General features: G+C 65.5%; 18 protein-coding genes. 6 read left to right on the top strand and 12 right to left on the bottom strand.

Annotated elements, in window-relative coordinates:
- Positions 1–36: 36 nt before the first annotated feature.
- From ASF09_RS05950 to ASF09_RS05935, 4 genes are all read right to left on the bottom strand, one after another.
- A complete protein-coding gene (locus ASF09_RS05950) occupies positions 37–321 on the bottom strand; it encodes a CsbD family protein (RefSeq protein ID WP_060525355.1) in 285 nt (94 codons plus the stop codon).
- A gap of 127 nt (positions 322–448) precedes the next feature.
- On the bottom strand, positions 449–805 hold the full coding sequence (locus ASF09_RS05945) for a hypothetical protein (RefSeq protein ID WP_060525354.1): 357 nt from the start codon (positions 803–805) through the stop codon (positions 449–451).
- Between the two features lie 195 nt (positions 806–1000).
- A complete protein-coding gene (locus tag ASF09_RS05940) occupies positions 1001–1222 on the bottom strand; it encodes a hypothetical protein (RefSeq protein WP_060525353.1) in 222 nt (73 codons plus the stop codon).
- Between the two features lie 200 nt (positions 1223–1422).
- Complete coding sequence (locus ASF09_RS05935; protein ID WP_060525352.1) at positions 1423–4110, bottom strand: TonB-dependent receptor domain-containing protein; 2688 nt, start codon at positions 4108–4110, stop codon at positions 1423–1425.
- Positions 4111–4294: 184 nt separating this feature from the next.
- On the opposite strand from ASF09_RS05935, the gene ASF09_RS05930 reads away from it, so the two are divergent.
- Positions 4295–5320 carry a LacI family DNA-binding transcriptional regulator gene (locus ASF09_RS05930; RefSeq protein WP_060525351.1) on the top strand — a complete coding sequence of 342 codons (1026 nt, stop codon included), beginning with the start codon at positions 4295–4297 and terminating at the stop codon, positions 5318–5320.
- Here the strand turns inward: ASF09_RS05930 and ASF09_RS05925 are convergent.
- Genes ASF09_RS05925 through ASF09_RS05915 form a run of 3 tightly spaced genes read right to left on the bottom strand, consistent with a single transcriptional unit; the run spans position 5245 to position 9925 of the window.
- Positions 5245–6423, bottom strand: a complete 1179-nt coding sequence (locus ASF09_RS05925; RefSeq protein WP_082444109.1) for a glycoside hydrolase family 68 protein — start codon at positions 6421–6423, stop codon at positions 5245–5247. The genes ASF09_RS05930 and ASF09_RS05925 overlap by 76 nt on opposite strands.
- 48 nt (positions 6424–6471) lie before the next feature.
- Entirely contained in the window at positions 6472–8589 is a 2118-nt protein-coding gene (locus tag ASF09_RS05920; RefSeq protein ID WP_060525350.1) for an alpha-galactosidase, read from the bottom strand.
- Entirely contained in the window at positions 8582–9925 is a 1344-nt protein-coding gene (locus ASF09_RS05915; protein ID WP_060525693.1) for an MFS transporter, read from the bottom strand. Before ASF09_RS05915 ends, ASF09_RS05920 begins: the two co-directional genes overlap by 8 nt.
- On the opposite strand from ASF09_RS05915, the gene ASF09_RS20210 reads away from it, so the two are divergent.
- The 3 genes from ASF09_RS20210 (at position 9924) to ASF09_RS05905 (ending at position 13853) form a co-directional block, all read left to right on the top strand.
- Positions 9924–10259, top strand: coding sequence for a hypothetical protein (locus ASF09_RS20210; RefSeq protein ID WP_156359237.1), 336 nt, complete (start codon positions 9924–9926; stop codon positions 10257–10259). The two genes, ASF09_RS05915 and ASF09_RS20210, sit on opposite strands and share 2 nt — an antisense overlap.
- A gap of 133 nt (positions 10260–10392) precedes the next feature.
- A complete protein-coding gene (locus ASF09_RS05910) occupies positions 10393–13050 on the top strand; it encodes a TonB-dependent receptor plug domain-containing protein (protein ID WP_060525349.1) in 2658 nt (885 codons plus the stop codon).
- Between the two features lie 125 nt (positions 13051–13175).
- On the top strand, positions 13176–13853 hold the full coding sequence (locus ASF09_RS05905; RefSeq protein ID WP_060525348.1) for a nitroreductase: 678 nt from the start codon (positions 13176–13178) through the stop codon (positions 13851–13853).
- A gap of 216 nt (positions 13854–14069) precedes the next feature.
- Here ASF09_RS05905 and ASF09_RS05900 read toward each other — a convergent pair whose 3' ends face one another.
- The 5 genes from ASF09_RS05900 to ASF09_RS05880 form a co-directional block, all read right to left on the bottom strand.
- Entirely contained in the window at positions 14070–16487 is a 2418-nt protein-coding gene (locus ASF09_RS05900) for a TonB-dependent receptor plug domain-containing protein (protein ID WP_060525347.1), read from the bottom strand.
- 66 nt (positions 16488–16553) lie between these two features.
- Entirely contained in the window at positions 16554–17324 is a 771-nt protein-coding gene (locus ASF09_RS05895; protein ID WP_200912532.1) for a gamma-glutamyl-gamma-aminobutyrate hydrolase family protein, read from the bottom strand.
- Positions 17321–18268, bottom strand: coding sequence for a serine O-acetyltransferase EpsC (gene epsC / locus ASF09_RS05890; RefSeq protein WP_060525346.1), 948 nt, complete (start codon positions 18266–18268; stop codon positions 17321–17323). The genes ASF09_RS05895 and epsC overlap by 4 nt, the downstream gene beginning before the upstream one ends.
- A gap of 15 nt (positions 18269–18283) precedes the next feature.
- Positions 18284–19096, bottom strand: coding sequence for a phosphate/phosphite/phosphonate ABC transporter substrate-binding protein (locus ASF09_RS05885; RefSeq protein WP_060525345.1), 813 nt, complete (start codon positions 19094–19096; stop codon positions 18284–18286).
- Positions 19093–19986, bottom strand: a complete 894-nt coding sequence (locus ASF09_RS05880) for a fatty acid desaturase (protein ID WP_060525691.1) — start codon at positions 19984–19986, stop codon at positions 19093–19095. The genes ASF09_RS05885 and ASF09_RS05880 overlap by 4 nt, the downstream gene beginning before the upstream one ends.
- Positions 19987–20240: 254 nt before the next feature.
- Between ASF09_RS05880 and ASF09_RS05875 the strand changes: the two genes are divergently transcribed.
- On the top strand, positions 20241–22673 hold the full coding sequence (locus ASF09_RS05875) for a TonB-dependent receptor (RefSeq protein ID WP_060525344.1): 2433 nt from the start codon (positions 20241–20243) through the stop codon (positions 22671–22673).
- A 129-nt stretch (positions 22674–22802) separates the two neighbouring features.
- The gene (locus ASF09_RS05870) at positions 22803–24395 is read left to right on the top strand and encodes an ArnT family glycosyltransferase (RefSeq protein ID WP_060525343.1); all 1593 of its coding nucleotides are present in this window, start codon (positions 22803–22805) and stop codon (positions 24393–24395) included.
- Positions 24396–24480 lie beyond the last annotated feature (85 nt).

Below are 24480 nucleotides of genomic sequence, written 5' to 3'. Positions count from 1 at the left end.
TTACGGCGGGGGCGACTGGCGCCCCCGCCGGACAGCTTACTTGCCGCGCAGCGTGTTGATCAGCGCGATGCCGAGAACGCCGGCTACGGCAGCGGCGGTGAACGGACGCTCCTTGGAGAACTGGCGGACATAGTCGATCACCGGACGAATATTGTCTTCCACGGCGTCCTTGGCCTGGCCATAGGTCTTCTGGACCGTGCCGCTCAGCTGGTCGGCGGCACCTTCGGTCTGCAGCGACTTGTCGCCGATCGCGTTGCCGAGGCCTTCCTTGAGCTTGCCGCCAAGATCCGAGGTCGTGCCGGTGATGGTGTCGCTGTTCATGATGTATCTCCTTGGTTGTGTGTAAGAATGAACCGGATGCGAAACGTCTGAAAATCGGTCCGTATCCCGACCATATGATTTGGCGATGATCGCGCCCGCGTGTCCGTCGCACTAATGACCAAAGGTCTTAAAGCGGGGACGCCGGGTCCGTCAGGAGCCCGCAAGCCGCGGCGGCCTTGCCGACTTCGAACGGCACCTTCGGATCCTTCACCTGCGCCGACGCCCGAACGAAATCGCCGATCGTCAGCCGACCGGGCGTCGTGTCTCCCTGGCGCGACGCCTTCGCCGCGCGGTCCAGTTGCTGGAGATGGCCGATCGACAGATTGGCTTCGAGGCGGTCGCCGACGCACTGCGATTGCGCAGGCTGAAAACCATAGCCCTCGAGCGACGTGGCGATCTTGCTGGAAGGATTGACGCATGCGGCGAGCGAAAGTGCGCAGGCGCTAACGGTCATGAGGCGAAAGGTGTTTCGGAAATCGATCATGATAACCCCCGTGGTGTCGGGATATGACGCTCACGCTCGATAGAGCTTGAAACACATACTCCTTGGACATGAACTCACAGGGCAGAAGATATATTCAGGTATTTCGGTACTATAACCTATGTTTTATGCACTCGCCGCGTGCGGGGCGTACGCTTCGCTGAACGGCTAGTCGTCAGCGAAGCGTAGCGGCGGGGTTCAGCCGTGCGTGCGAGCCGCCGCCTTCTGGGCACGGGCCTGCTTGGCGTAGTGATGGTGCGCGATCACGCAGCCGGCGGCAGCACCCATCACGGCATGACCCTTGCCGACGAAATGCCCACCGACGCCGCCAGCCGCCGCGCCGCGGATGCAACCCTTGGCCAGCGCGGGCGAAACCGACAGCATCATCATGGGCAGAATGAACAGAGCACTGCGACGCATACGGACTTCCTTTTCGTTAAAGCAGACCCGCAAAATACCGATGACGATCCTGCAACGTTCCATGTGATTTTTGTCACATTCCTCGTCATCTTTTCGCGCGTACTTCGTCGAGTCCTGCCACGACACTCGACAGCATTCCGCCGCCGACTTCGCAGCCGGCGGCGGTGATAGTTCGCTCGGTCAGACCCAGGGTTCGACGATCAGAACGCGTAGCTCGCCGACAGCGAGAAGGTCCGCCCGAACCCTGCACGGTTTGTACCGGCATAGGCGACGCCGTACAGCGAACCCGTCGTAGCAAGGTCGCCGACCGATGCCTGATCGAGACGACCGGACTGATCCCAGCTGTTGAACAGGTTGGCGACGTTCAGGCTGATCGTCAGCGGCTCGACCGGCTTGACGTACACGAAGGCGTTGAAGATCCCCTGCCCGCGCTGCTTCAGCAGATTGCTCGAGTCCGTGTAGGTCTTGGTCTGGCCGAGATACGTGAAGCCGATCGAACCGAGCGGCAGGTTGAACGACGGCGAGATCGTGAACATGAAGTCCGGCGTCGCCGCTGGCGTGTTACCCGAATTGTTGCCGATCAGATCCTGCGCGATCCGCGAATGCGTGTAGACGATGTTCGCGTTGAGCGCGAAATGCTCGTACGACATCTGCGATTCCAGCTCGGCACCGTAGGTCTTGTAGCGCTGGAAGATCTGCCGCTGGCCCACCGGGCGCGTGAGGTCGTAATTATATTCGGTCGCCTGGCTGCGGAAGCCGGTCAGGAACGCACCGTAGCTGAACGCGCCGACATTGCCGCGCTGCTTGATACCCAGTTCCTGCTGAGTCACCGGATTGACCGCGACCGAGCGGCCGATGTCGGTCAGCCTGCCCGCTGCGGTGAACGCGCCGGGAAAGTCCGAGACGATCCGGTCGGCATTGGCGCGGTGGCCCTGGCTGACGCGGATGAACGCGCTAGTATTGCCGTTGAACCGATAGTTCGCACCGAGCGACCAGTTGAAGTAGTTGACGCTGTAGTCGATCTTCTGCGCCACGCCGCTGTTCAGATACGTATTCTGCTCGGCGACTGACAACGCGCCGTCGCCATTGACGTCGAGCGCGGATTTCGTGGCGGCGGTCTGGAAGAAATTGCCCGAGGCGTGGAGGAATTCATACCGCCCGCTGGCATCGAGGCTGACATGGTCGTCCTCGTAGTTCAGCGTCGCATAGGGTGCATTGCCGGCATAGTTCAGGTCGTAGTGGCGGTTGGTGTTGCCGAACCCGGTGTTGTAGCCGGTGATGCCGTTGTCGGTCAGGCGCACGCCCGCCGCATTGTACAGGTCGATCATCGCCGGGTCGTTCGCGGTCGCGGCGGTCAGGCTGCCGTTCCACTGCCAGTCCATGTTGATCGTCTGGTTGTAATGATAATAGGCGGCGCGGGCGGTGACCTTCCCGGCGCCGACGTCGAACTTGCCCGTCACGCCGAAATCATTGGCCCAATGGTTCATGTTGTTCATCGCGGTGCGCAGCGTTGGGTTGCCGTTGACGACCGCGTTGCCCGCGACGGTCTGCCCCGCATTCGGCCCGTTCGCATAGCGCGCGCTGGCGGCGGTGTAGGTCGTGCCGTTCGCGGTGGTGACGGTGTACGGATTGGCGCCCGAGGTGAGCGCGCTGACGTTGGTCAGGCTGCCGAAGAACGGCACCGAGAACACGCCGTTGTTCCAGGTATAGGCGAAGCGGTTGTCGATCGCGAGATTCTTGCAGAAGTCGTAGTGGAGTTCGCCACCCGCGGTCGTCGAGCGGACCGAGATGCCGTCCTTGTTGTTGCCCTGCGAGACCGAACCGTCCGAATTGACGACCGGGAAGGTCAGGTTGTTCTTCGAGAACGACGTGTCCTTGCGCGCGTCATAGCCGTCGAGCGGGTAATATCCGGTGATCGTATCGCCCTTGACGCGCACGCCGAACGGCATCGATGTGTAGGTCGGCGCACGATCGTCGAGCCGCTTGAAATTCAGGCGGATATAGCCGGCGTTGTTGTCGAACGTCTTGGTGACGTTCGCCTTCACCTGGTAGCCGTTCTCCGCGGTGTAGCTGAGATCGCGCGGGCCCTCGCCGTTGCGGTAGAAGCCGCCAACGTTGAAGCGCAGCGTGTCGCTGATCGGCGCACCGTAATCGAAGTCGACCCGCTTATCGTTGTAGCCGAGGCCGGTCGAAACGCCGACGCGGCCGCCGGCGGCCTCGCCGGTCTTGGATACATAGTTGATGACCGCGCCGGGCGCCTGCGAGGCGCCGGTCGACGAGGTGCCGCCGCGGACCGCCTGCAACCGGTCGACGGTATAGTCGTAGCGCTGCCAGAAATCATTGTTGCCGAACGCGATGTCGCCGAACTCGACGTTGGGAAGGCCGTCTTCCTGGAGCTGGACGTACTTCGAGCCCCCAGAGGCGAGCGGCAGGCCGCGCACGGTGATGTTCGAATTGCCGCCCGCGCCCGCGGTCGATTCAACGCGGATGCCTGGGATCAGATGGAGGACGTCGGCTTCGGAGCGCGGCGTGAACTGGGTGATCTGCGCCGCGGTGACGTCGCTGACCGAGGTCGAGCTGCGGAACTTGGTCTGGCCCTGGCGCGAACCGGTCACGACGATGTCGTTGAGAAACTGGCCCGATGCGCCGCTGTCATCCGCGGTCGTCGCTGCCGCCACGGGCGAACCGTCGATCGCGGTGTTGGTGGTCGCGGTCGCCGAGCTGTTCGCGGCCTGGCCGGGCTGCGGCGTGGTCGCTTGGACCGAGGGTGCACCGGGCTGACCGGATGCTGGCGTCGGGACCGTCGCGACCTGCGCGAACGAGGGCGTGGCCCCCAACGCTACGGCGAGTGCAGCAAGCGAAACCAGTGACGTCGATGGCAGGCGCATGATCGGTCCCCTCCTTGGGATAATGACGCGACCTTCTTCGGGCCGCTCGATAATCGCGCTCTAAAACCACTTACAATCGATTGCAACAGTCATTCCGCAATCGATTGTTGAGGTTTTTGGGATGATGTTGACGGAACATGGTACGCGCCCGACAAGGCACGCGATCAACCGAGCGGAACAAGCGATGGACGAGGGACTGGGCAGGACCGGACGGCGGGTGCGCAACATCGCCGAACTCGCCAAGCTGGCAGGTGTGTCGGCGGGGACGGTATCGCGCGCGCTGGCGGGCAAATCGCTGGTCAATGCCGAGACGCGGGCACGGATCCAGGCGCTCGCGGCGGAACACGACTTCCGTCCGAACCAGATGGCGCGCCGGCTCAGGACGCAACGCACCGGCGTGATCGGTGTCGTCGTGCCGCTCGGCCACGAACGCCGCCAACACATCTCCGACCCGTTCTTCATGACGATGCTCGGCCATCTTGCCGATGCGCTGACCGAGAACGGGTATGATGTGATGCTGTCCCGGATCATTCCCGATGCCGAGGATTGGCTTGAGGCGATCGTCGATTCCGGGATGCTCGACGGGGTGCTGGTGATCGGCCAGTCGACCCAGTTCGACGCGATCGAGCGCGTCGCCGGGCAATATCGCCCGCTGGTCGCGTGGGGCAGTCACTGGGAGGGCCAGGTCCACTGCGCGATCGGCACCGACAATGTCGGCGGTGGGCGGCTGGCGGGCGAGCATCTGATCGCGCGCGGCAAACGTCGCCTCGCGTTCCTCGGCGAGGTGCGCACCCCTGAAATCCGCCAGCGCTACGAAGGCGTCGTTGCCGCGACCGCCGCCGCCGGGCTGCCCCCTCCCCTCCAGCTCGACACGCATCTCGCTTCGGATGTCATGGAACACGAGATCGCCGCGCATGTCGCGCGGATCGGCCGCGATATCGACGGGCTGGCCTGCGCGTCGGACGTGATCGCGATGAACGCGTTGCGCGTGCTCGCCGATCACGGCCTGTCGGTCCCCGATGCGATCGGCGTGGTCGGCTTCGACGACCTGCCGCTCGCGGGGCAGACCGTGCCGCGGCTGACGACGATCCGTCAGGACATCGCTGCTGGCGCGAAGGCGATGGTCGCCGCGCTCTACGCCCGGCTGGCGGGCGAGGACTCGCCATCGGTCGAGATGGTGCCGGTGCTCGTGGAGCGCGACTCTACCTGAACAGACGCATGGTCTCCGTCGAGTAGAAGGCGGAACCACGGCGCGGCGGTACCGCCGAAATGCGCACGGCGACGCTCGGCGGTGTCCGGCGCGACACCCTTGAGACCCCAGAAATCAACGAAGCTGATGACGTCGAACTCGCCCGTCACCCACCAGCAATACGCCTGGAACGGTTCCGCGGCCGGGTTTGCTGCGACCAGTCCCGATCCGTTGAGAGGGCGCCACGGCCCCGCCATTGTGTCGGCGACCATCCCGTACAGTCCGGTCGGCGCGGCTATGCCGGGCGCGAACCGCTTCGCCTGGGTCGACCAGAACAGATAATACAGCCCGTCGCGCAGGATGATGTGCGGCCGCTCGAGTTCGCTGTTCACGCCGATCGATTCGACCAGCGGCGGAGCGATCGTCCAGCGTGTATCGCCCGCGGCGCGCACGGCCACGCCGATCACGCCGTCGTCGAGCGCATCGACCCAGCCTGCCGAACCAGCGAATAGCAGATACTCGGTGGCGTCGACGGGATCGCGGAAATAGCCCGGGTCGCGAAAGCCTTTAATCCGGCCATTTACGCCTTCGACCTGATCCGCACGGAGATAGTAGGTACCATCGGCGGCGATGGATTCGACGGGTTCGCTCCAGTCGAACGTCCTGCCATCGACGAACCGCCCCTGCGTTTCGAACAGCCGCTGCTCGAACGTTCGCGGACCGCCGCGTCGCCCGGACGCGGTAAAATACATCGTTAACGTCGTGTCGTCGTCGCCGAGCACCGCCGATCCCGACCATTCGCGACTGCCCGGCGTAAACCCTTTCGGGAACGTCTCGCCGTGATCGCGCCAGCCATCGGTGCCGTAGCTGGTCAGGCGGATCCGCGCCGCGTCATGGCGATCGTCGGGATCGTCGAATTTGGGCGTCGCGAGGAAGAACCACCAGCTGCGGCCGCCGATCATCGCGGTGCGGCCATCGGCATAGGCGATCTGCCACATGTCCCAGACGTCGTGATCGGCGACCACCGGTACGACGTCGGCGGCGGTGATGACCGGAAGCTCGGCGTCGGACTGATCGGCGATCCGACCGAGCATCTCGGCGGACCAATGGGTGATGGCGGGCATGGCTATCCTGGAGTCAGAAACGGAAAAAGGGAGGAATTCTTGGGAGACTCACGCGGGCTCGATCCGGAACAGCGCGGCGCTCTCGGCCTTCATCGCCGGCGTCGGCAGGCCGGCCTGCGCGAGCCAGTCGCCCGAATAGATTACGCCGCCCTCGCGCATCGCCGCGAACACCGGCGCATCGGGCGCGGGATGCCCCGCCTCGGTCGCGAGGTCGAGCAGGTGGACGCGGAGCGCACCACGCCCGGCGAGCATCGGCAAGACGATCGCAGGCGGTCGGCGCAAGGTGGTCGGTTCGACGCGCGTGACCTGAAGGATCAGGTCGTCGGGCTCGCCGTGCGCCTGCCAGACGAGGCCATCGGGCCCCTCCCCCAGCCAGACGCGACCCCGATGCAGCCGGTCGCGCAACGCCTTGTACCGCGCGATCCCAGCCGCGAGCGTTTCGGTATCCGCTTCCACCATCGTCGCGGGGTCCAGCTCGACGCCGAAATGCCCCGGCAGCGCGACCGCGGCGCGGAACGCCATGCCCTGGCTGCGGCCGGTCGAATGCGCGGGGCTGGCGCCGACGTGCGCGCCCATCATCTCTGGCGGCATGAAATGCAGGAAGCCGCGCTGCATCCGCACCCGGCTGACCGCGTCGATACAGTCGCTGGTCCAGAACCGGTGCGTCCGCGCGGCGATCCCTGCGTCGATCCGCCCGCCGCCACCCGCACACGCCTCGATCTCCAGCGCCGGATACGAAGCACCAAGCCGGTCGAACAGCGCATAGGCGCCGCGAACCTGCGCGTGATAGCCGGCACGACCATCGGCGCCGCCGGCCACCGCGAGGTCCCGGTTGTGATCCCATTTCAGATACGCGATCGGCAGTTCGGTCAGCAGCGCATCGAGCCGCGCGAACAGATAGTCGCGGACATCCTCGCGCCCGAGATCGAGCACGAGCTGGTTGCGCGAACTATGCTGCGGCACGCCGTCCAGATGCAGCGCCCAGTCGGGATTCGCCCGCGCGAGATCGCTGTCAGGATTGACCATCTCCGGCTCGACCCACAGCCCGAACTCCATCCCGAGTCCGACGACGTGCGCCGCGAGTGGCCCCAGACCGCGCGGATATTTGACGGGGTCCGGCACCCAGTCGCCGAGCGCGGCGGTGTCGTCGTCGCGTCCCTTGAACCAGCCATCGTCGAGCACGAACCGCTCCACGCCAAGCGCGGCGGAGCGGTCGGCGAGCGCCATCAGCGCAGCCTCGTCGTGATCGAAATAGAACCCTTCCCAACTGTTCACATGGACCGGCCGCGGACGCATGCCCCCCGCGGGCCAAGGCGCGCGCGCACGGATCGCGGCATGGAACGCCTGCATCGCGCCGTTGAGCCCCTCGCCCGAACAGGTCGCCAGCATCTCGGGCGTCGCATAACGCTCGCCGGGCGCCAGCCGCATCTCGCCGGGTGCGAGCGCCTCACCCATCTGCAACACCCAGACGCCATCGTCGTCGCGCTCGACCGCGAGCCGGTGATTGCCCGACCAGGCGAGCTGCGCGGCATGGACGCGCCCGGCATGCCAGCCGCTTGCCGGACCGCTAACGAACAGTCCGGGTGGCCCGGCATGCCCGGTCAGCCCGCGGCGGTTCTCGCGCACCCAGCCATGTGCCGGCATCGGTTCGGTCTGCGGTACGAATTCGGCATTGTGCCGCCCGGTGAAGCTGTGGATCTGCGCGCAATCGCCCGGCAGCGGCAGCGTACCCGCGGCGAGCCATTCGATCTCGAGCACGTCCTCGCCGTCGTTGACCACCTCGGCCGACAGCGTCAGCAGGTCGCCAGCGACGGCAATCCGCTGGACCAGCGTCAGTCGCGACGTGCGATCGATCAGCGTGACCGTCAGGCTATCGTCGCCGGTTTCGATCGACACCGTCTCGAACCACTGCGCGAAATGCCGGCCGTCGCGGTGCGCGCGGAGCGCGGGCGGTCCGAACCAGCCGGTGCCGAACGTCGGCACCACCGGTAACGGCTGGTCGATATCGAGCGAGAAGGACGCCGCCGGCCGCGTATCGGCCAGCGAGGGCAGACCGCGCACGTCGACCGCGCCACCCCACCAGCGCCAGACCGGTGATGCGTCGCCGCGCGGCTCGATCATCGCACTCATGGTGTTGCCGGTCAGCGTGATCATCGGCTCAGTCATGCTGCGTCGCCCCGACCGGAAGCCCTTCGGCATTGCGCTCGCGCACGGTCCATACCGCCGCCGCCGCGCAGAACATCAGGATCCCGCACAGAGTCAGCACGTTGCGCGGATCGCCGTGCATCAACGGCCCATAATAGAAGGGCAGCGTCGCCGCGATCAGCAGCATCGGGATGACGATCATCATATTGAAAATGCCCATGTAGACACCGGTCCGCTCGGGCGGGATCGCGCCGGCAAGGATAACGTACGGGTTGCCCATGATGCTGGCCCAGCCGATGCCGATACCGATCGCCGGCACGAACAGCAGCGCCTTGCTGTCGATATGCGGCAGCCAGAGCATGCCGATCCCGGCGAGCACGAGGCACAGCGCGTGCAGGCTCGCCGCGCCGAGCCGCTTCGCCAGCGGCACCATCGCGAACGCCGCGACGAACGCGACGCCGTTGTAGAACGCCGCCATCTCGCCGTTCGTCAGCACCGCGGAGTGGAAACCCGACGAGGTTGGCACGTCGGTCCCGTACACCGACCGGCCGATCGAATAGATCACATACCCCCAATACGCCGCCATCGCGTACCACTGGAACAGGCTCATCAGCGCGAGCTTGCGCATCGCCGGCGGCATGTCGCGGATCGCCGAACCGATCTCGGTCAGTGTGGCGGCAAGACCCTTGGGCTTGGCCGCGATCGCCGTGCGCTCGGCGAGCGACAGCGGCAGTTCGGGCACGCGCTTGATCGACCAGAGGATCGTCGAGAACGACAGCACCGCGCCCACCATGAACGCGATCCGCGCGGTGTACGGGATGTTGTGCGTGTCGACCCAATCCTGGTTCATCCCCGCCCACACCAGCAGCGACGGCGTCAGGAACGCAAGCATCTGCGCGAGCCCGGTGAACGCGCTCTGCGTCAGGAAGCCGATCTCGTGCTGGTCCTCGTTCAGGCGGTCCGACACGTACGCGCGGTACGGCTCCATCGTGATGTTGTTGCCGGCATCGAGGACCCACAACATCGATACCGCCATCAGGATCGAATGGCTGAGCGGCATGAAGAACAGCCCGAGCGCGCACAGCACCGCGCCGAACAGGAAATACGGCGTCCGCCGCCCCCAGCGTGAATCCGTCCGGTCGCTGAGTGCACCAATCAGCGGCTGGATCAGCAATCCGGTCATCGGCCCGGCCAGTTGCAGCAGCGGCAACGACGCCTCCGACGCGCCGAGATAGCTGTAGATCGGCGCCATGTTGCCCTGCTGCAGGCCAAAGCTGAACTGCAGTCCGAGGAACCCCAGGTTCATTTCGAGAATGCGCGGTAGCGATAAGTGCGGCTTGGTATCGGGTACGCGCATGACGGCCATCCTCGTTGGCAAAAACGCCCGTCTGCGCGGGATAGAGGCAAACCTACAGCGCCCGAATGAAAAAGCAACAATCGATTGCAATGGCTGCGCAGATTGCGCCCTATCGAAAGAATTACGCGCGCGTGGCCCGGTCAAATCGATTGCGGCAATTTTACAACAAAACGACAAAACTGTTTCAGTTTTTGAAATTTTGCATTGCCAGAGCGCGAACGATGTGGCGACTTGTCGGCGGGGAGTGACAAGCATCGTCAAGATTCGCCGATCGATCGGCGCGGGATGGTGCGTCGAAATCACATGTAGCAGGAATCATCGACACGTAATTTGAAGCAGCTCACCCAACATCGCCGTCGATCATCGCACCGATAATAGCGCGTCTCGTGAACACGTCTTCAAAAGACGGCCCGATACGCGAGTTTAGGGGAAGGATCCTGAGAGTCTCACTTTGAAAGGGGCCTAGGATGATCAACTATACGAGCTCGACTTTGGCATTGGCGGCGGCATTCCTCTCCGGAACTGCCGCGGCGGCCGCGCAGACCATTCCCGAAGCATCTGCCCAGACAGCATCAGTAATCGAGACGGCACCGCAAGAGGGCGGCAGCGATATCGTCATTCTCGGAACGCGCCGCACCGATCGAACACTCGCGGACTCGGCATCACCGGTCGACGTCATCAGTTCAGCCGAACTGGCCGCGCAGCCTTCCGCCAACATGCTCGACACGCTGAAGAGCATCGTGCCGTCCTTCTACGTCGGCCAGAACTCGATCTCCGATGCCTCGACCTTCGTCCGCTCGCCGTCGCTCCGCGGTCTGCCCGCCGATCAGGTGCTCGTGATGATCAACGGCAAACGCTACAACCGCTCCGCGCTCGTCCAGGTCTATGGCGGCAGCGATACCGGCCTCGGCCGCGGCTCGCAGGGCGCGGACATTTCCGCGATCCCCTCGCTCGCGATCGGCAGCCTCCAGATCCTGCGCGAAGGCGCCACCGCGCAATATGGCTCGGATGCGATCGCCGGCGTCCTCAACTACGGCCTCAAGGAAGTATCCGGCCTCGAAATGGTCGCGCGCTACGGCGAATATTATGCAGGCGACGGCAAGAGCTATCAGATCGCCGCGAATGCCGGCGTCGCGCTCGGGACTCTCGGGTTCATCAACGTCACCGGCGAGTATAACGACGACGGTCAGACCAGCCGCGGTGCGCAACGCCCCTCCGCCGCCAACTACGCGATCAACAATCCGGGCTCCGCGTCGCAGCTTCCCAACTACCCGCTCCCCGCGCAGATCTGGGGTTCGTCGCCGTCGCACGGCTATAAATTCGTGGTCAATTCGGCGATCGACATCACCAGCGACAGCAAGCTCTATCTCTTCGGCAACTTCGCGCGCAGCAAGGCCGACCAGAGCTTCAACTATCGCGCCTCGGTCACCAGCACCGCGGTCGATACCGACGGCGTGACCCGCACGCAAAGCGCCAACGCGCTGTTCAACAACACCTTCTTCCTGACCGCCTGCCCGACCGGCAGCGCGACCTGCCCCGCCGGCGGCTTCGTCCGCGACGGCAACACGTTCCGCTACAGCTCGCTCTACCCGGCCGGCTTCACGCCGCGCTTCGTCGGCGTGACCAAGGAGCTTTACGGGACGCTCGGCTACAAGGGCGAGATCGCGGGTGGCCTGAAATACAACCTGTCCGGCTCGCTCAGCCGCAACACGCTGACGCTGTCGATGTACGATTCGCTCAACGCTTCCTACGGCCCGCAGACGCAGACGAGCTTCACGTTCGGCGAACTGATCCAGGAAGAGGCCGACGCCAACCTCGATCTCAGCTACCCGCTGGAAGTCGGTTTGCCGAGCCCATTGACGATCGCGGGCGGCGCCGAATTCCGCAAGGAAACCTACGAGCAGACCGTTGGCGATCTGCAATCTTACGCCGCCGGCCCCTATTCGGTCGCGCAGCAACTCTACACGCAGACCGCACCCGGCGTTTACAGCTTCTCCGGAACGTCGAGCGCGCAAGGCGTCGGCGCCAGCGGCTATGCCGGGACCAGCCCCGAAGCCGCCGGCCGTTACAGCCAGAAGAGCTATGGCGCCTACGTCAACGTCGAGACCGATCTGACCACCGCGCTCAGTGTTGGCGCGGCCGGCCGCTACGAGCATTACGACTCGTTCGGCGGCGCGGTGGTCGGTAAGTTCAACGCGATCTACAAGTTCGCCGACGCGTTTTCGCTGCGCGGCACGGTCGGCACCGGGTTCCACGCACCCTCGCCGGGCCAGTCCAACAACGCGATCATCACCACTGCGTTCGTCGGCGGCAACGCGGTCCAGAGCGGCACCTACCCGGTCAGCACCGCAATCGCGCAATATTTCGGGGCCGATGCGCTCAAGCCCGAAAAGTCGACCAACTATGGCATCGGCTTCATCCTCAATCCGGTGAAGAACCTGACGCTGACCGTCGACGGCTACAGCATCAGCGTGCGCAACCGGATCGGCATCACGCAGAACTTCATCGTTTCGGCGGCCGATCTCGCCGCCCAGCCGGCATTGCTCGCAGTCGGCGTCAACGGCCAGGTCAACTACTTCACCAACGGCTTCAATACGCGCACGCGCGGTGTGGATGTGGTCGGCACCTACCGCACGACGCTCGACGAGGCAGCCGTCAACCTGACGCTCGCCTACAACTACAACAAGAGCACCGTCACCAAATACGATCCGCAGGTGATCGGGCCGAACCAGATCCTCGACGCCGAGCATCTGGCGCCGAACCACCGCGTGGTCTTCACCACCAACTGGTCGCTCGACGGCGTCAGCATCAACGTCCGCGAGAACTATTATAGCTGGTGGCTGAGCGCGCAGGATTACGTATCGGCCTCCAACCCCGTGGCGCAGCGTTTCGGCGGCAAGTTCACCACCGATCTCGACGTCAGCTATACCTTCGCCAAGAATTACACGCTGACGCTCGGCGCGCAGAACCTGCTCGACGAACGTCCCGATAAGCTGTCGTCGGTGTCGACCCCGATCTATCCGCTGACCGGAGGATCGTCCGACGGTCAGGTCTACGCGCGTAACGGTGGACCGTTCGGCTTCAACGGCGGCCTCTATTACGCCCGGCTCCGCGTGAAATACTGAGATCGTCGGGGGCGCTTCGGCGTCCCCGATACTCGCGGATCGCCCACAGCAGAGCGATCGCCAGGGTTTTCGTCATCGGAGAAGTCTGTATCCAGTACGGACAATCACTGTGACCGGGGCCCTGCATGCACTATGACGACGTGATCATCGGCCGGCGTAGCATTCGCGGCTATCTGCCCAAGCCGGTGCCGCGCACGCTGATCGAGGAAGTCCTCACGCTGGCGATGCGCGCACCGTCGTCGATGAACACCCAGCCCTATCATTTTCACGTCGTCGGCGGCGCCGCGCTCGACGCGATCCGCGCGGGCAACACGCAGCGGATGGCGGCGGGCATCCCGCAGTCGCGCGAATTTCGCACCGGCGAGGCCTTTGCTGGCGCGCACCGCGAGCGGCAGGTCGGCGTGGCCAAACAACTCTTCGCGGCGATGGGCATCGCCCGCGACGACAAGGACGCCCGCCAGGACTGGGTGATGCGCGGCTTCCGCCAGTTCGACGCGCCGGTCTGCGTCATCATCACCTACGACCGCGACCTTGCAGGCAGCGACGACACCGCGTTCGACTGCGGCGCGGTGGCCACCGCGCTCGTCAACGCGGCATGGTCGCGCGGGCTCGGGACGGTGATCAACAGCCAGGGGATCATGCAATCCCCCGTCGTCCGCGAACACGCGCGGATCCCCGATGATCAGGTGATCATGAAAAGTATCGCACTGGGTTGGCCCGACGAGGATTTTCCCGCCAACGCGGTCGTGTCCGAGCGACGCCCAGTCGCCGAGGCCGCGATGTTCATCGGCTTCGACGACTAGCGGCGGATCGTATTCGCCCGGCCGCTCAGGGGAACGACTGATCTTCCCCCCTCCCTGAAAGGGAGGGGTTGGGGGTGGGTAGGCCCGCTCGTGTCGCCGACGTTCCGTGATACGGAACCCAACCCACCCCCGCCCCCTCCCTTCCAGGGAGGGGAGAAAAGTCCTCAGCACGCCAAGGTCGATCCTCCTCAGAGCATCGATCAACGCCCAGCTCGCCTACCAGCTAAGCCCAGCCCGCGCGTACAGGTACCGCCCGTTGAACCCGAAAGGCGAATAATACGGGAAGCCGATCACCCCGGTCGTGTTGTTCGCCGGGATCGTCGCATCCGGATACACGTCGAACAGGTTGCTCACCCCCAGTCCAAGCTGCGCCCCCTTGGTCGCCTGATAGCGCAGCTCGACATCGGTGATGACGTGCTTGCCGCTATGAACGTCGGCAGCAGGCGTGGTGCCCGGCTGGTTGACGTCGCCATAATAGGTGACGCGCGCCAGCGCCCCGAGCCGATCGAGCGACCAGTCGACCGATCCGGTCACCTTCGCGCCCGGCGTGCCGTCCTCCAGCGTCAGTACGCGGCTGCGCGCGAACAGCGTCGGCGCGGGGTTCAGCGTCGAGGTCGAGGTCGGCACGCGCGTCACGTCGCTGTCGTTGATGTTGCCCGCGATCGTCAGGTCGAAGGTCCCGGCCGCATCGGTCGGCATCCGGTAATGCGCGACCGCGTCGATACCCTTGGTGGTCGAGGCGAGGCCGTTGATGAAGAACCGCGCCGCGGTCGCCCCCGATCCGGCGAGCAGGCTGGCGATCTGCGCGTTGACCGCAGCCGACTGGCTGGTCGATGTCGTGATGTTCTCCGACAGCCCGATCTGGTTGCGGATGTGGATCCGGTACGCATCGACGGTCAGGTCGAACCGACCGAACCGCACCACCGTGCCGAACGACAGATTGGTCGACTTCTCGGGCTCGAGCGGCAGGCCGCCCAACCGCGTCGCGACGGGGCTGACCGACGGGAAGGTGCCGGTCTGGATCGGCACGCCGTTCTGGATGACGGTCGCGATCGAGGTGAAATACTGCTGTTGGAGCGCGGGCGCGCGGAACCCGGTCGAGGCGGTACCGCGCAATGCGAACCACGGTGCGAAATCATAGCGCGCGGAGATCTTGCCGGTGCCGGTCTTGCCGAAATCGGAATAATCCTCGCCGCGCCCCGCCAGGCCGATCAGCAGCTTGTCGGTCACCTGCGCCTCGAGATCGAGGTAGACGCTGCCGTTGCGACGATGGCGATCGACTTCGTTGGCCGGCGCGAAGCCGCCGAACCCCTGCGCGCCCGGCGAAGCGCCCGCGACCGCGCCGCTGGTCGGATAGCCATAGGAGGCGAGTTCGCCCGCCTGGATCTCGAACCCCTCGCGGCGTCCTTCGACACCGAACGCGACGTTCAGGCCCTGCAACACGTCGAGCTTGCGGCTGACGTCGAGCCCAGCGACGAGCTGGTCGTAGATCAGCGCACCATCGGAGAAGTCCTTGGGCGTCGCCGCGCCGTACGCGTAGTTGGCGGAATTGAGCGTGCGGAAGCCGATCTTGTTGCGGCCGTAGCTGACGTTCAGGTCGACGGTCCAGTCGGCGACCTCGCCCTTGATGCCGACCGCCGAATTGAGATCGCGCGACTTGGTGTTGATCAGCGGAAGGAACCCGCCGGTATACCCGGCCAGCTGGGTGGTCGCGTTGTCGAGCCGCGGGAAGGCGGCGCTGCGCGTGTCGCGTTCCTGATAGCCGAGCCAGCCATACAGCTTCCACGTGCCCGTCAGCGTCGTGCCGGCATTGGCGAATATGCTGTATTGTTCGACCTGCGGATCGCCGAACCGGCCGGTGACGCGGGTCGGGGTGACGCGGGGGTCGAAGTCGGCGCGGTTGGTCGCCTGACGATCGAGATACTCGCCCGACACGGTCAGGAACCCGTCCCCACCGAAGCCGATGCCCTGCCAGCCCGATACCGTGACGGCATGCTCGCCGTTGGTGTTGCGGCTGCCGCGCGCGGTATCGATATCGGTGTTGTAAAAGCCGTAGTTGACGGTCGCGCCGCCACCCGAGCGAGCCTCGCGCAGCCGCAGGTTGACCACGCCGGCGATCGCGTCGGAGCCATATTGCGCCGATGCGCCGTCGCGCAGCACTTCGATCCGGTCGAGCGCGACGGTCGGGATCGTATTCAGATCCACCGCGGCGGACCCGCGTCCGACCGAGCCGCCGACGTTGAGCAGCGCCGCGGTATGCCCGCGCACGCCGTTGATCAGCACCAGCGTCTGGTCGGGCGACAGACCGCGCAACGTCGCAGGGCGGATCGCGTCGGTGCCGTCGACCGCGGACGGCCGTGGAAAGTCGATCGACGGCGCGATCGCCGACAGCGCCGCACCGAGCTCGGTCGTTCCCTGCCGCTGGAGCGCCGCCGAACTCAGCACGTCGACCGGCGACGCGCTATCCAGCCGCGACCGGCCGACCGCGCGCGTGCCCGTGACGATGATGTCGTCCTGCGTATCGGGCAGCGCCGCTGCGGCCGGGGGGGGCGCGTCCTGCGCAAACGCCGGGTGCGCGATGGCGAAGGCGAAAGCCGAGGCGGTGAGCGCCAGCGCGGTACGATAAGCAGTCATGATAGTGTCCCTGTTGAGCGATCGTTCTGCGACGATCTCGATGCGTTTGATGATTTTTCGCCGCCTTCAGCGGTCGCGATAGGCGCCGAGCGCCTGTCCGATAAGTGTAAAGAACGCCTGACCGGATGCACTAGCCGCAACGTCCCACTCTGGATGCCATTGCACCGCCAACACATCCCCCCCGCACGGTCGAGCGGAGAACGCCTCGACCAATCCGTCGGATACCGCATGTGCCTCGACGGTAAGGCCCTCGCCAAGCCGATCGATGCCCTGGCGATGCACGGACGTGACCGAGATGCTCGGTTGCGCGATCGCGGAGGCCAACAGCCCGCCAGCGCTCAGCGTGACGTCGTGCACGTGATCGAACAGCGTTTCATACGCGGTGGCGTCGTCGGTCGAGCGATGATGCCCCTCGTCGAGCGTGTCGGTCAGCGTGCCCCCGAACAGCACGTTCAGTTCCTGCAAGCCCCGGCAGATCCCGAACACCGGCCGACCCGCCTCGATCATCCGCCCCGCCAGCTCCAGCGCAACGGCATCGCGGTCGAGATCGAGCGCGTCGTCGGATGCATCCGTGTTGCCGTAGCGCCCGCCAGCCACGTTCGACCGCGATCCCGTCAGCAACAGCCCGTCGAGCCGCCCGGCAAGCGACCGCGTATCCATCGCATCCGCCACCGCGGGCACCAGCAGGACGGTCGCACCCGCATAGCGCACCAGCGGCTCGACGAACCGCGTGGCGACCGCCTGGATCGGCCGGCTGGCGATCTCGTTGCAGCACAACACGCCGATCACCGGTTTCGGCGGGCCATCGATCTCGCGGCAACAGGCAAAGCGGCTCATGCGGCGCGCCCCCGCAGCGTCTCGTGCAGATGGTCCGCGGCCTCGCCCGCCAAGATCACCGCGGTGGGCTGGGCGACGACGCTGCCTGCGGGGACATCCTCCAGCAGCCAGACATTGCCGCCGATTGTCGCCCCCTGCCCGATCGTCACGCGCCCGAGGATCGTCGCGCCCGCATAGATCACCACGTCGTCCTCGACGATCGGATGACGGGCAAGCCGTTCGCGCGGCGAGACCTCGGTGACGCCGAGCGGGCTGCGTGCGCCGAGAGTCACATGCTGATAGAGCTGCACACGATCGCCGATTATCGCGGTCTCGCCGATCACGACGCCGGTGCCGTGATCGATGAAGAACCGTCGGCCGATCGTCGCGCCCGGATGGATGTCGATACCGGTACGGCCGTTCGCCAGTTCGGACACGATCCGCGCGACGATCGGTGCGCCGAGACCATACAGTGCATGCGCGATCCGATGGTACAGCATCGCAGTGATGCCGGGATAGCAGACCAGGATCTCGTCGGCGCTGCGGGCCGCGGGGTCGCCGAGGAACGCCGCGCGGACGTCATCGTCGACCAGTTCGCGGATCGGTCCGAGGTCGGCGGCGAAGAGATCGACGATCATCGCCGCCTGGCTCGCATCGAACGCCAACACCGACTCTTCCTGCCAATAGCCGAACTCGCGTTCGATCTGCCGCCGGAATTCTGCCAGCGCCGCCCGAAGCCGTGCCTCGACGAACGCATCCTCGAGGTCCGCCGGGCCGGCGAACGCGCCGAGCCGCCCGGGGAACAGCGCCGCGACCAGATCGTCCATCGCCGCCGAGACCGCATCGCGCGACGGAAACCGTGCGACCGTGTGGCGGCCATCCGCATCGTGACGCCACGCGGTGCGCGCCGCGCGCAGTTCAGCGATCGTCGATGCGAGATCGAGGGTGTCGGGGACGTGCATCATGATCGGATCCTCATGTCATCTCAGTTCGGCATAACCGGCGTGGATTGCCGTGGCTTCGAGCGCAGCGATCGGCGCGAGCGCGGCACGGTCCGCCGCTATCGCACCGGTCAGGAACAGGTTCGCGCGATCCTCAGCGAGATCGGGATCGACCATGACCCGATCAAGCGCCATCCTAAGCGCCGTTACGGTAGCCGCGCTTGTCGAAGCGGCGGTCACGAACGGGAGCGTCGGCGACGCCGGGCTGTGCGCGACGATCCGCAACGCCGCGGTCACCGCCGGTTCGAAGCGTGCGAGCGCCGCGTAGGTCACGCAATCTATCGCAGCGATATCCGCTTGGCCTGCGCCGACCGCGATCATGCTGGCACGGTGCGATCCCGTTTCGATCACGCTGGAGAAGAACGCCCCCTCCCCCGCGACCGGTGCGATCGTCGCCCGCAACAGGTTCGCCCCCGTGTTCGACCGTCGGTCGTTGATCGCCGCGCAGCCCTGACGGAACCGGTCGAGTGACGTCCCGACATCATCAACCCGCGCCACGATCACGCTCGTATGGGTCGCGCCGACGCAACCCGGTGTAGCGTACACCGGCAGCGCCAGCACGCGGAGCGCCAGCGACGAATCGGCGATCAGCGGGTATCCGCAGGCCTGCCCGAACAGAAGCGAAGGGTCTCGCCACAGCGCATGGACGTCGCGCGACCGATCAAGCGTATCCGGTACGTCGGCAACGCTCTCCGACCGCAGGATCCCCGCCATTGCCGCCCAGATCCGATCGTTCGCCGACCGCTGCGCCGGATGATCGTACATGCCGAGCGATGCGCAGTGCCTCGTCAAGACGGGGTGCCCCTATGCCGCGGATGGACCATGTCGTCATGCGACCGCAGCGCGAACCGGCGGAGGATCTCGCCATACCCGCGGTAGATCGGTGCCCCGAGATCGACGAACCGCGCCCGGTTGCGCGCATGATACTCCGGCAACCGATACCAGGCGAGCGACGGCGATTCATGGTGCGCGGCATGGAGGTTGTTGTTGAGGAACAGTAGCCCCAGCGCACTGCCGCGTTCGACGCTCGCGGCACGGCCGGGGCTAGCCAGATCGGCGCGATGCTCGGCGTAGGACCGCAGCATCGTCAACGCCATTCCAGGATAGACGAAGGTCAGAATGTAGCGCCCGAGCCCCAGCCCGACATGATCGAGCCACGCGATAAGAATTGCGACGGCAGCCAGATGCGGTACCCAGTCCCGCAGCACCAGCACCGGTTCGTGGACCACCCGCCGGACCTCTCCAAACAGGAACCGTACGACCGAGATCGGCGGCCCGAAGATCATCTGCCCCGCCAGCGTCGATTGCAGCAGGCCGAGCAACGCCGCCAGACCGTTGTCGCGCGCGCGATACCGCGATTCCGGATCGTGCGACGGATCGGTGATGACCGCGGCGGCATGGTGCGCGCGGTGGCTTCGGTGGTAGGATCCGTACGGCAGCCACAGCGACAACGGCACGAACCCGATCACCGCATTGATCGCGGGGTATCGCGTCGGATGGCCGTGGATCGTCTCGTGCTGCAACGACCCGTGCCACGCGAGCAGCCACCCTCCAATCGCGACCAGAACGGGCCAAGGAACCGCGTTATGCCACGCGGTTGCGGCGAGCCAGCCGCCATAGATCGCAACCGCGACGGCAACCGTCGGCCACTGGACATTCGAACGCTCCATCGATCGTGGCATCGCCACCTCCTGGTTACGCGAGCAATGTCCCCCAGATCGATAGGCGTTGGAAAGTCTTTGTCCTTTGTGCCACCAAAGCTTTTGTTGGCGGGGCCAAAACGACGGCTGATCGGCATTGCCGCACGCCCGGCCCTACCGCGCGGCCCCCCGCCTCAACTGTATAATATATGTAACCGAACCGACACCGACGTGTCGCGGACCCCGCCTAGTGGCCGCCCTCAGGCCGCGTTTGGGCGGCGACAAGGGGATCTGCAATGTTCGAGTTCCGGGGCGTGCATCGCGCTTCGCTTTTTCTGTCGTCGGCGGCGATCGGGATCATGGCCTGCGCAACGCCGTCGATCGCGCAGGCCGCACCGGCGCAAGCAAACGGTGAGGCCAGCGCCGATGCCGCGACCGCCAACGCCAACCAGGACACGCCACGCGACGCGACCGCAGACGGCACGATCATGGTGACCGCCAGCCGCACGACGCGATCTTCGGTCGCGCTGTCGGGCGTCGAGATGCAGAAGACCATGCCCGGCGTCAGTCCGGTCAAGGCGATCCAGACCCTGCCCGGCGTCCAGTTCGAAACCGCCGACCCGTGGGGTAACAACGAACAGAACATCTCGCTGGTCGTCCACGGGTTCAACCAGAACCAGCTCGGCTTCACGCTCGACGGCGTGCCCTTGGGCGATCAATCCTACGGCAATTTCAACGGCCTCTCGCCACAGCGCGCGGTGATCAGCGAGAATGTCGGCCAGGTCCGCCTGTCGTCGGGGGCCGCCGATCTCGGGACGGCGTCGGCCAGCAATCTCGGCGGCGCGGTCGAGACCTTCACCAGCGATCCCGCGCGCGATCTCGGCCTCCGGTTCGCGCAGACGCTCGGCAGCTACGATGCGCAGCGCAGCTATCTGCGGGTCGACAGCGGCGAATTCGAAGGCCTTGGCGGCACCAACAGCGGCTATGTGTCCGCCGTCCGCCAAAAGGCGCGCGCGTGGGAGTTCGACGCGAAACAGGGCGGCTATCAGGTAAACGCGAAGTTCGTCCACAAGGACAGCCACGTCACGCTGACCGGCTATTTCGCCTTTTCCAACAAGCAGGAGCCGAACCAGGATTCGGTCGCGCACAATGCCGGCGGGATCGAGCCCTATTATCGCAGCCTGCTCTATCCGAACTTCGGCGCGGCGCTTGCGTATCTTGATGCCAACGGCAACGTCCCCGCGAACGCGCCGGCCAATTATCTGAACTATTACGGCGATGCGCAGCGCAAGGACTATCTGGGCTATGTGAAGCTCGATTACCGCTTCTCGGACGCGGTGACGTTCTCGAACCAAGTGTATTATCATCACGACGATGGCGAAGGGCAGATCGCCGGGCCGATCACGGTGGCGGGCCTGCCCGCGCTGTTCCGCATCTATTATCCCGGCCAGAACCTGAAGCAGGTGTTCGGCAATTCGGGCTATGCGCTGCGGACGACCGAATATACCGTCGATCGCGAGGGGCTGTTGTCGCGGCTCGCGATCGAAGCCGGCAATCACGAGATCGAACTGGGCGGCTGGTACGAGCACAACGCGAACACCGTCCGGCGCCGCTGGTACGCGTTCCCGATCGACAATCCCTCGACGCCCTATGTCCGCGCCGACCCGGCACTGCGCCGCCTGACCCAATATGGCAGCGACGTCGATGTCGATATCGTCCAATTCCACCTCCAGGATCGCTGGCACGTCACGCCCGCGGTCACGCTGGAGGCGGGCTTCAAGTCGAGCCTGCAGTTCGCCAATGGCGCAGTACCGGTCCAGCCGTTGCCAGGCGCGTTGTCGGGGGCCTCGACCGGCCTGCCCGAAGGCAAGATCAGCACCAAGAAATGGTTCCTGCCCGCCGTCGGTGGGACCTGGGACGTGACCTCGTCGGAGCAGCTCTTCGCCAACGTGCAGAAGAACGTCCGCCAGTTCCAGACGTCGGTCGCCGCCGGGCTGTCGCCGTATAATCTCGGCAGCCAGCAGGCGTTCGACCAGCTGAAGGCCGAGACATCGCCCGAAAGCTCGTGGACCTACGAGGCCGGCGTCCGCTCGCATCGTCAGGTGTCGCTCGGCCCGATCACTGCAGTCGAAGGCCAGGTGAACTACTACCACGTCGATTTCAGCAACCGCCTGTTGCAGATCAGCGCGACGCCGGTGATCGCGTCGGTCGTCGGCGGCGTATCGATCCTGCAAAACGTCGGTGGCGTGACGACCAACGGCGTCGACTTCGCGACGACGGTGCGTTTCGGGCCTCATTTCTCGCTCTACGACGCGCTGTCGTACAACAGCTCGAAATACGACGACAACTACATCAGCGGCACCGCGACGGTCCCGACGGCGGGTAAATACGTCCCCAACACCGCCAAATGGCTCAACAAGGTCGTCGCCAGCGCGAACGACGGCCCGTTCGACGTCCAGGTGATCGGCGATTTCGTCGGTCGCCGGTTCGCCACCTACACCAACGACCAGTCGGTATCGGGTCGCGTCCTGCTGAGTGCGCAGGCCGGCTACGCGCTGCCACCGATCGGCGGTCTCGGCCTGAAGAACACGCGGTTTTCGGTCAACGTCACCAACTTGACTAACCGGAAGGGCATCTACGAAGTCGTCGTCGGCGCGGCGAGCACGACCTACAACAGCTATGCGACGCCGCCGCGGCAGGTGTTCTTCACGCTGTCCGGGGCGTTCTGAACCGCCCTTAGCCCCTCGGACCGAAGTCCTTTGCCTTCCAAGGCATCGGCTTCGGTCTACCCGGGCCCGTCCGCGCGATGGTACCGAATGATCATGGTTTTCGGGCGCCCGGTCGGCTAGTTTTGCGCGATGACCAACCGGGGGGCCGTCACGCGAACGATCGCACTTGCGCCGCTGCTCGGGCTGGCGGCGCTGGCGCTCGCTGCGCTCACGGGCGAGCTCTCGGCGAGCTTCATCGATCCCGATGAGTCCTCGCATTACATCAACACGCTGTTTATCGGCGACTGGCTGCGCGCCGGGCTACCCTCGCCGATGACGTTCGCGCAAGATTTCTACGCGCACTTTCCAAAGCTCTCGATCGGTCACTGGCCCCCCGGCTGGTACGCACTGCTCGCACCGCTGTTCGCGGTACTGCGCCCCTCTCCTTTTGCCGCCGCGATCCTCAGCGCGTTCATCGCAGGGCTGCCGGCGTCGCTCGTCGGCTGGGGCCTGTTCCGCGCCGGCGCACCACGCCTGGCGATTGCCGCCGCATTCGTGGTGCTGCTCCTGCCCCTGGAGATCGAGAGCGCGCGCTATTTCCTCCTCGACCAGCCGGTGACGCTGGTCGTCGGACTCGCCGGCATCGCTTGGCTGGCCGCGGCCGAAACCCCGTCATGGTGGCGTCTCGCGCTGTTCTCCGCGCTCGCGGTGTTCGCGACGCTGGTGAAGGGCAACGGCCTGCTCATCGTCCTCGTCCCCGCGATCGACATCGTCCTGTCGCGCCGCTGGCATCTGTTGCGGGACCGCAAGCTGTGGGTTGCCGGAGCGGTGACCGGGGTGCTGATTCTGCCATGGTATCTGATTTCGTTCAGGATTTCGGCGGGGGGCTTCAACTATGCCCCGGGTCTCGCCTATGCTTGGGACTCGGTCGTCACCAATCTTCAGGCGGTGCGCGCCAATATCGGCTGGAGCGGGATACTCCTCCTGCTGATCGGAGCGATTTGGGGGTGGCGCGACGGGCGCGCAGGGCCGGTCGTCAGGCTCTCGGTGGCGATGATCCTCGCCACCTTGATCTTCCAGGCGGCCATTCCGGTCGCTTTGGTCGACCGCTACATCCTGCCGTTGCTGCCATGGTGCGCCATCCTCGTCGCGCTGGGCGTTCTAACCCTGTGGCGGCTCGGCGCGGTCTACCGTGCGGCGGCGGTCGCGTGCACCGTCGGCGCGCTTGTCGTGCCCGCGGTCGCGCTGGCCCAGTTGACCGCCAAGCCCGATCTCGGCGCGCCGACAATCGCGCGGACCATGATCGACACGCCCGGTCTCTGGCTGGTCGACGGTCGCGCCGGCGGCGAAGGTGCGGTGATCGCCGCGGCAGCCTATGCCGATCGTGGCCGGCGGCGGATCTGGGTGGCCAGGGCCTCGCAGTGGCTGTCGACCAGCGACTTCATGGGCCGCGGCTATGTCCTGACCGCGCGAACCCCACGCGAGGCAGCGGCCACGCTGGACCGCCTCGGGATCCGCGGCGTGGTCGTCGTCGGCGAACGACTGCGGCTGGCCTACCCACACAGCATCGTCCTGACACAGGCGGTCGAGACGCGTGGGTATCTCCAGCGCCGAGCCCGGTTCGCGATCGGTCCCGGTGTGACCCTGGTCGCGGTTCGCGCGACTCCGATCACCGCCCGCCCAGACCTACTTGCAACCGGTAGCGGCTCGCACAATTTCGCGGCGATGACCGGCACGCAATAATCGGTCCCGGTGCGCCCCGAAAGCTATCGGCACCGTTCAGTTTCAGTTTAGGTCATGAGATCATTACCTAAATTACACGATCGAT

It is taken from the genome of Sphingomonas sp. Leaf242 (genome assembly GCF_001422045.1).
GTDB lineage: Bacteria > Pseudomonadota > Alphaproteobacteria > Sphingomonadales > Sphingomonadaceae > Sphingomonas.
This window is presented reverse-complemented; position numbering and strand designations above follow the sequence as displayed.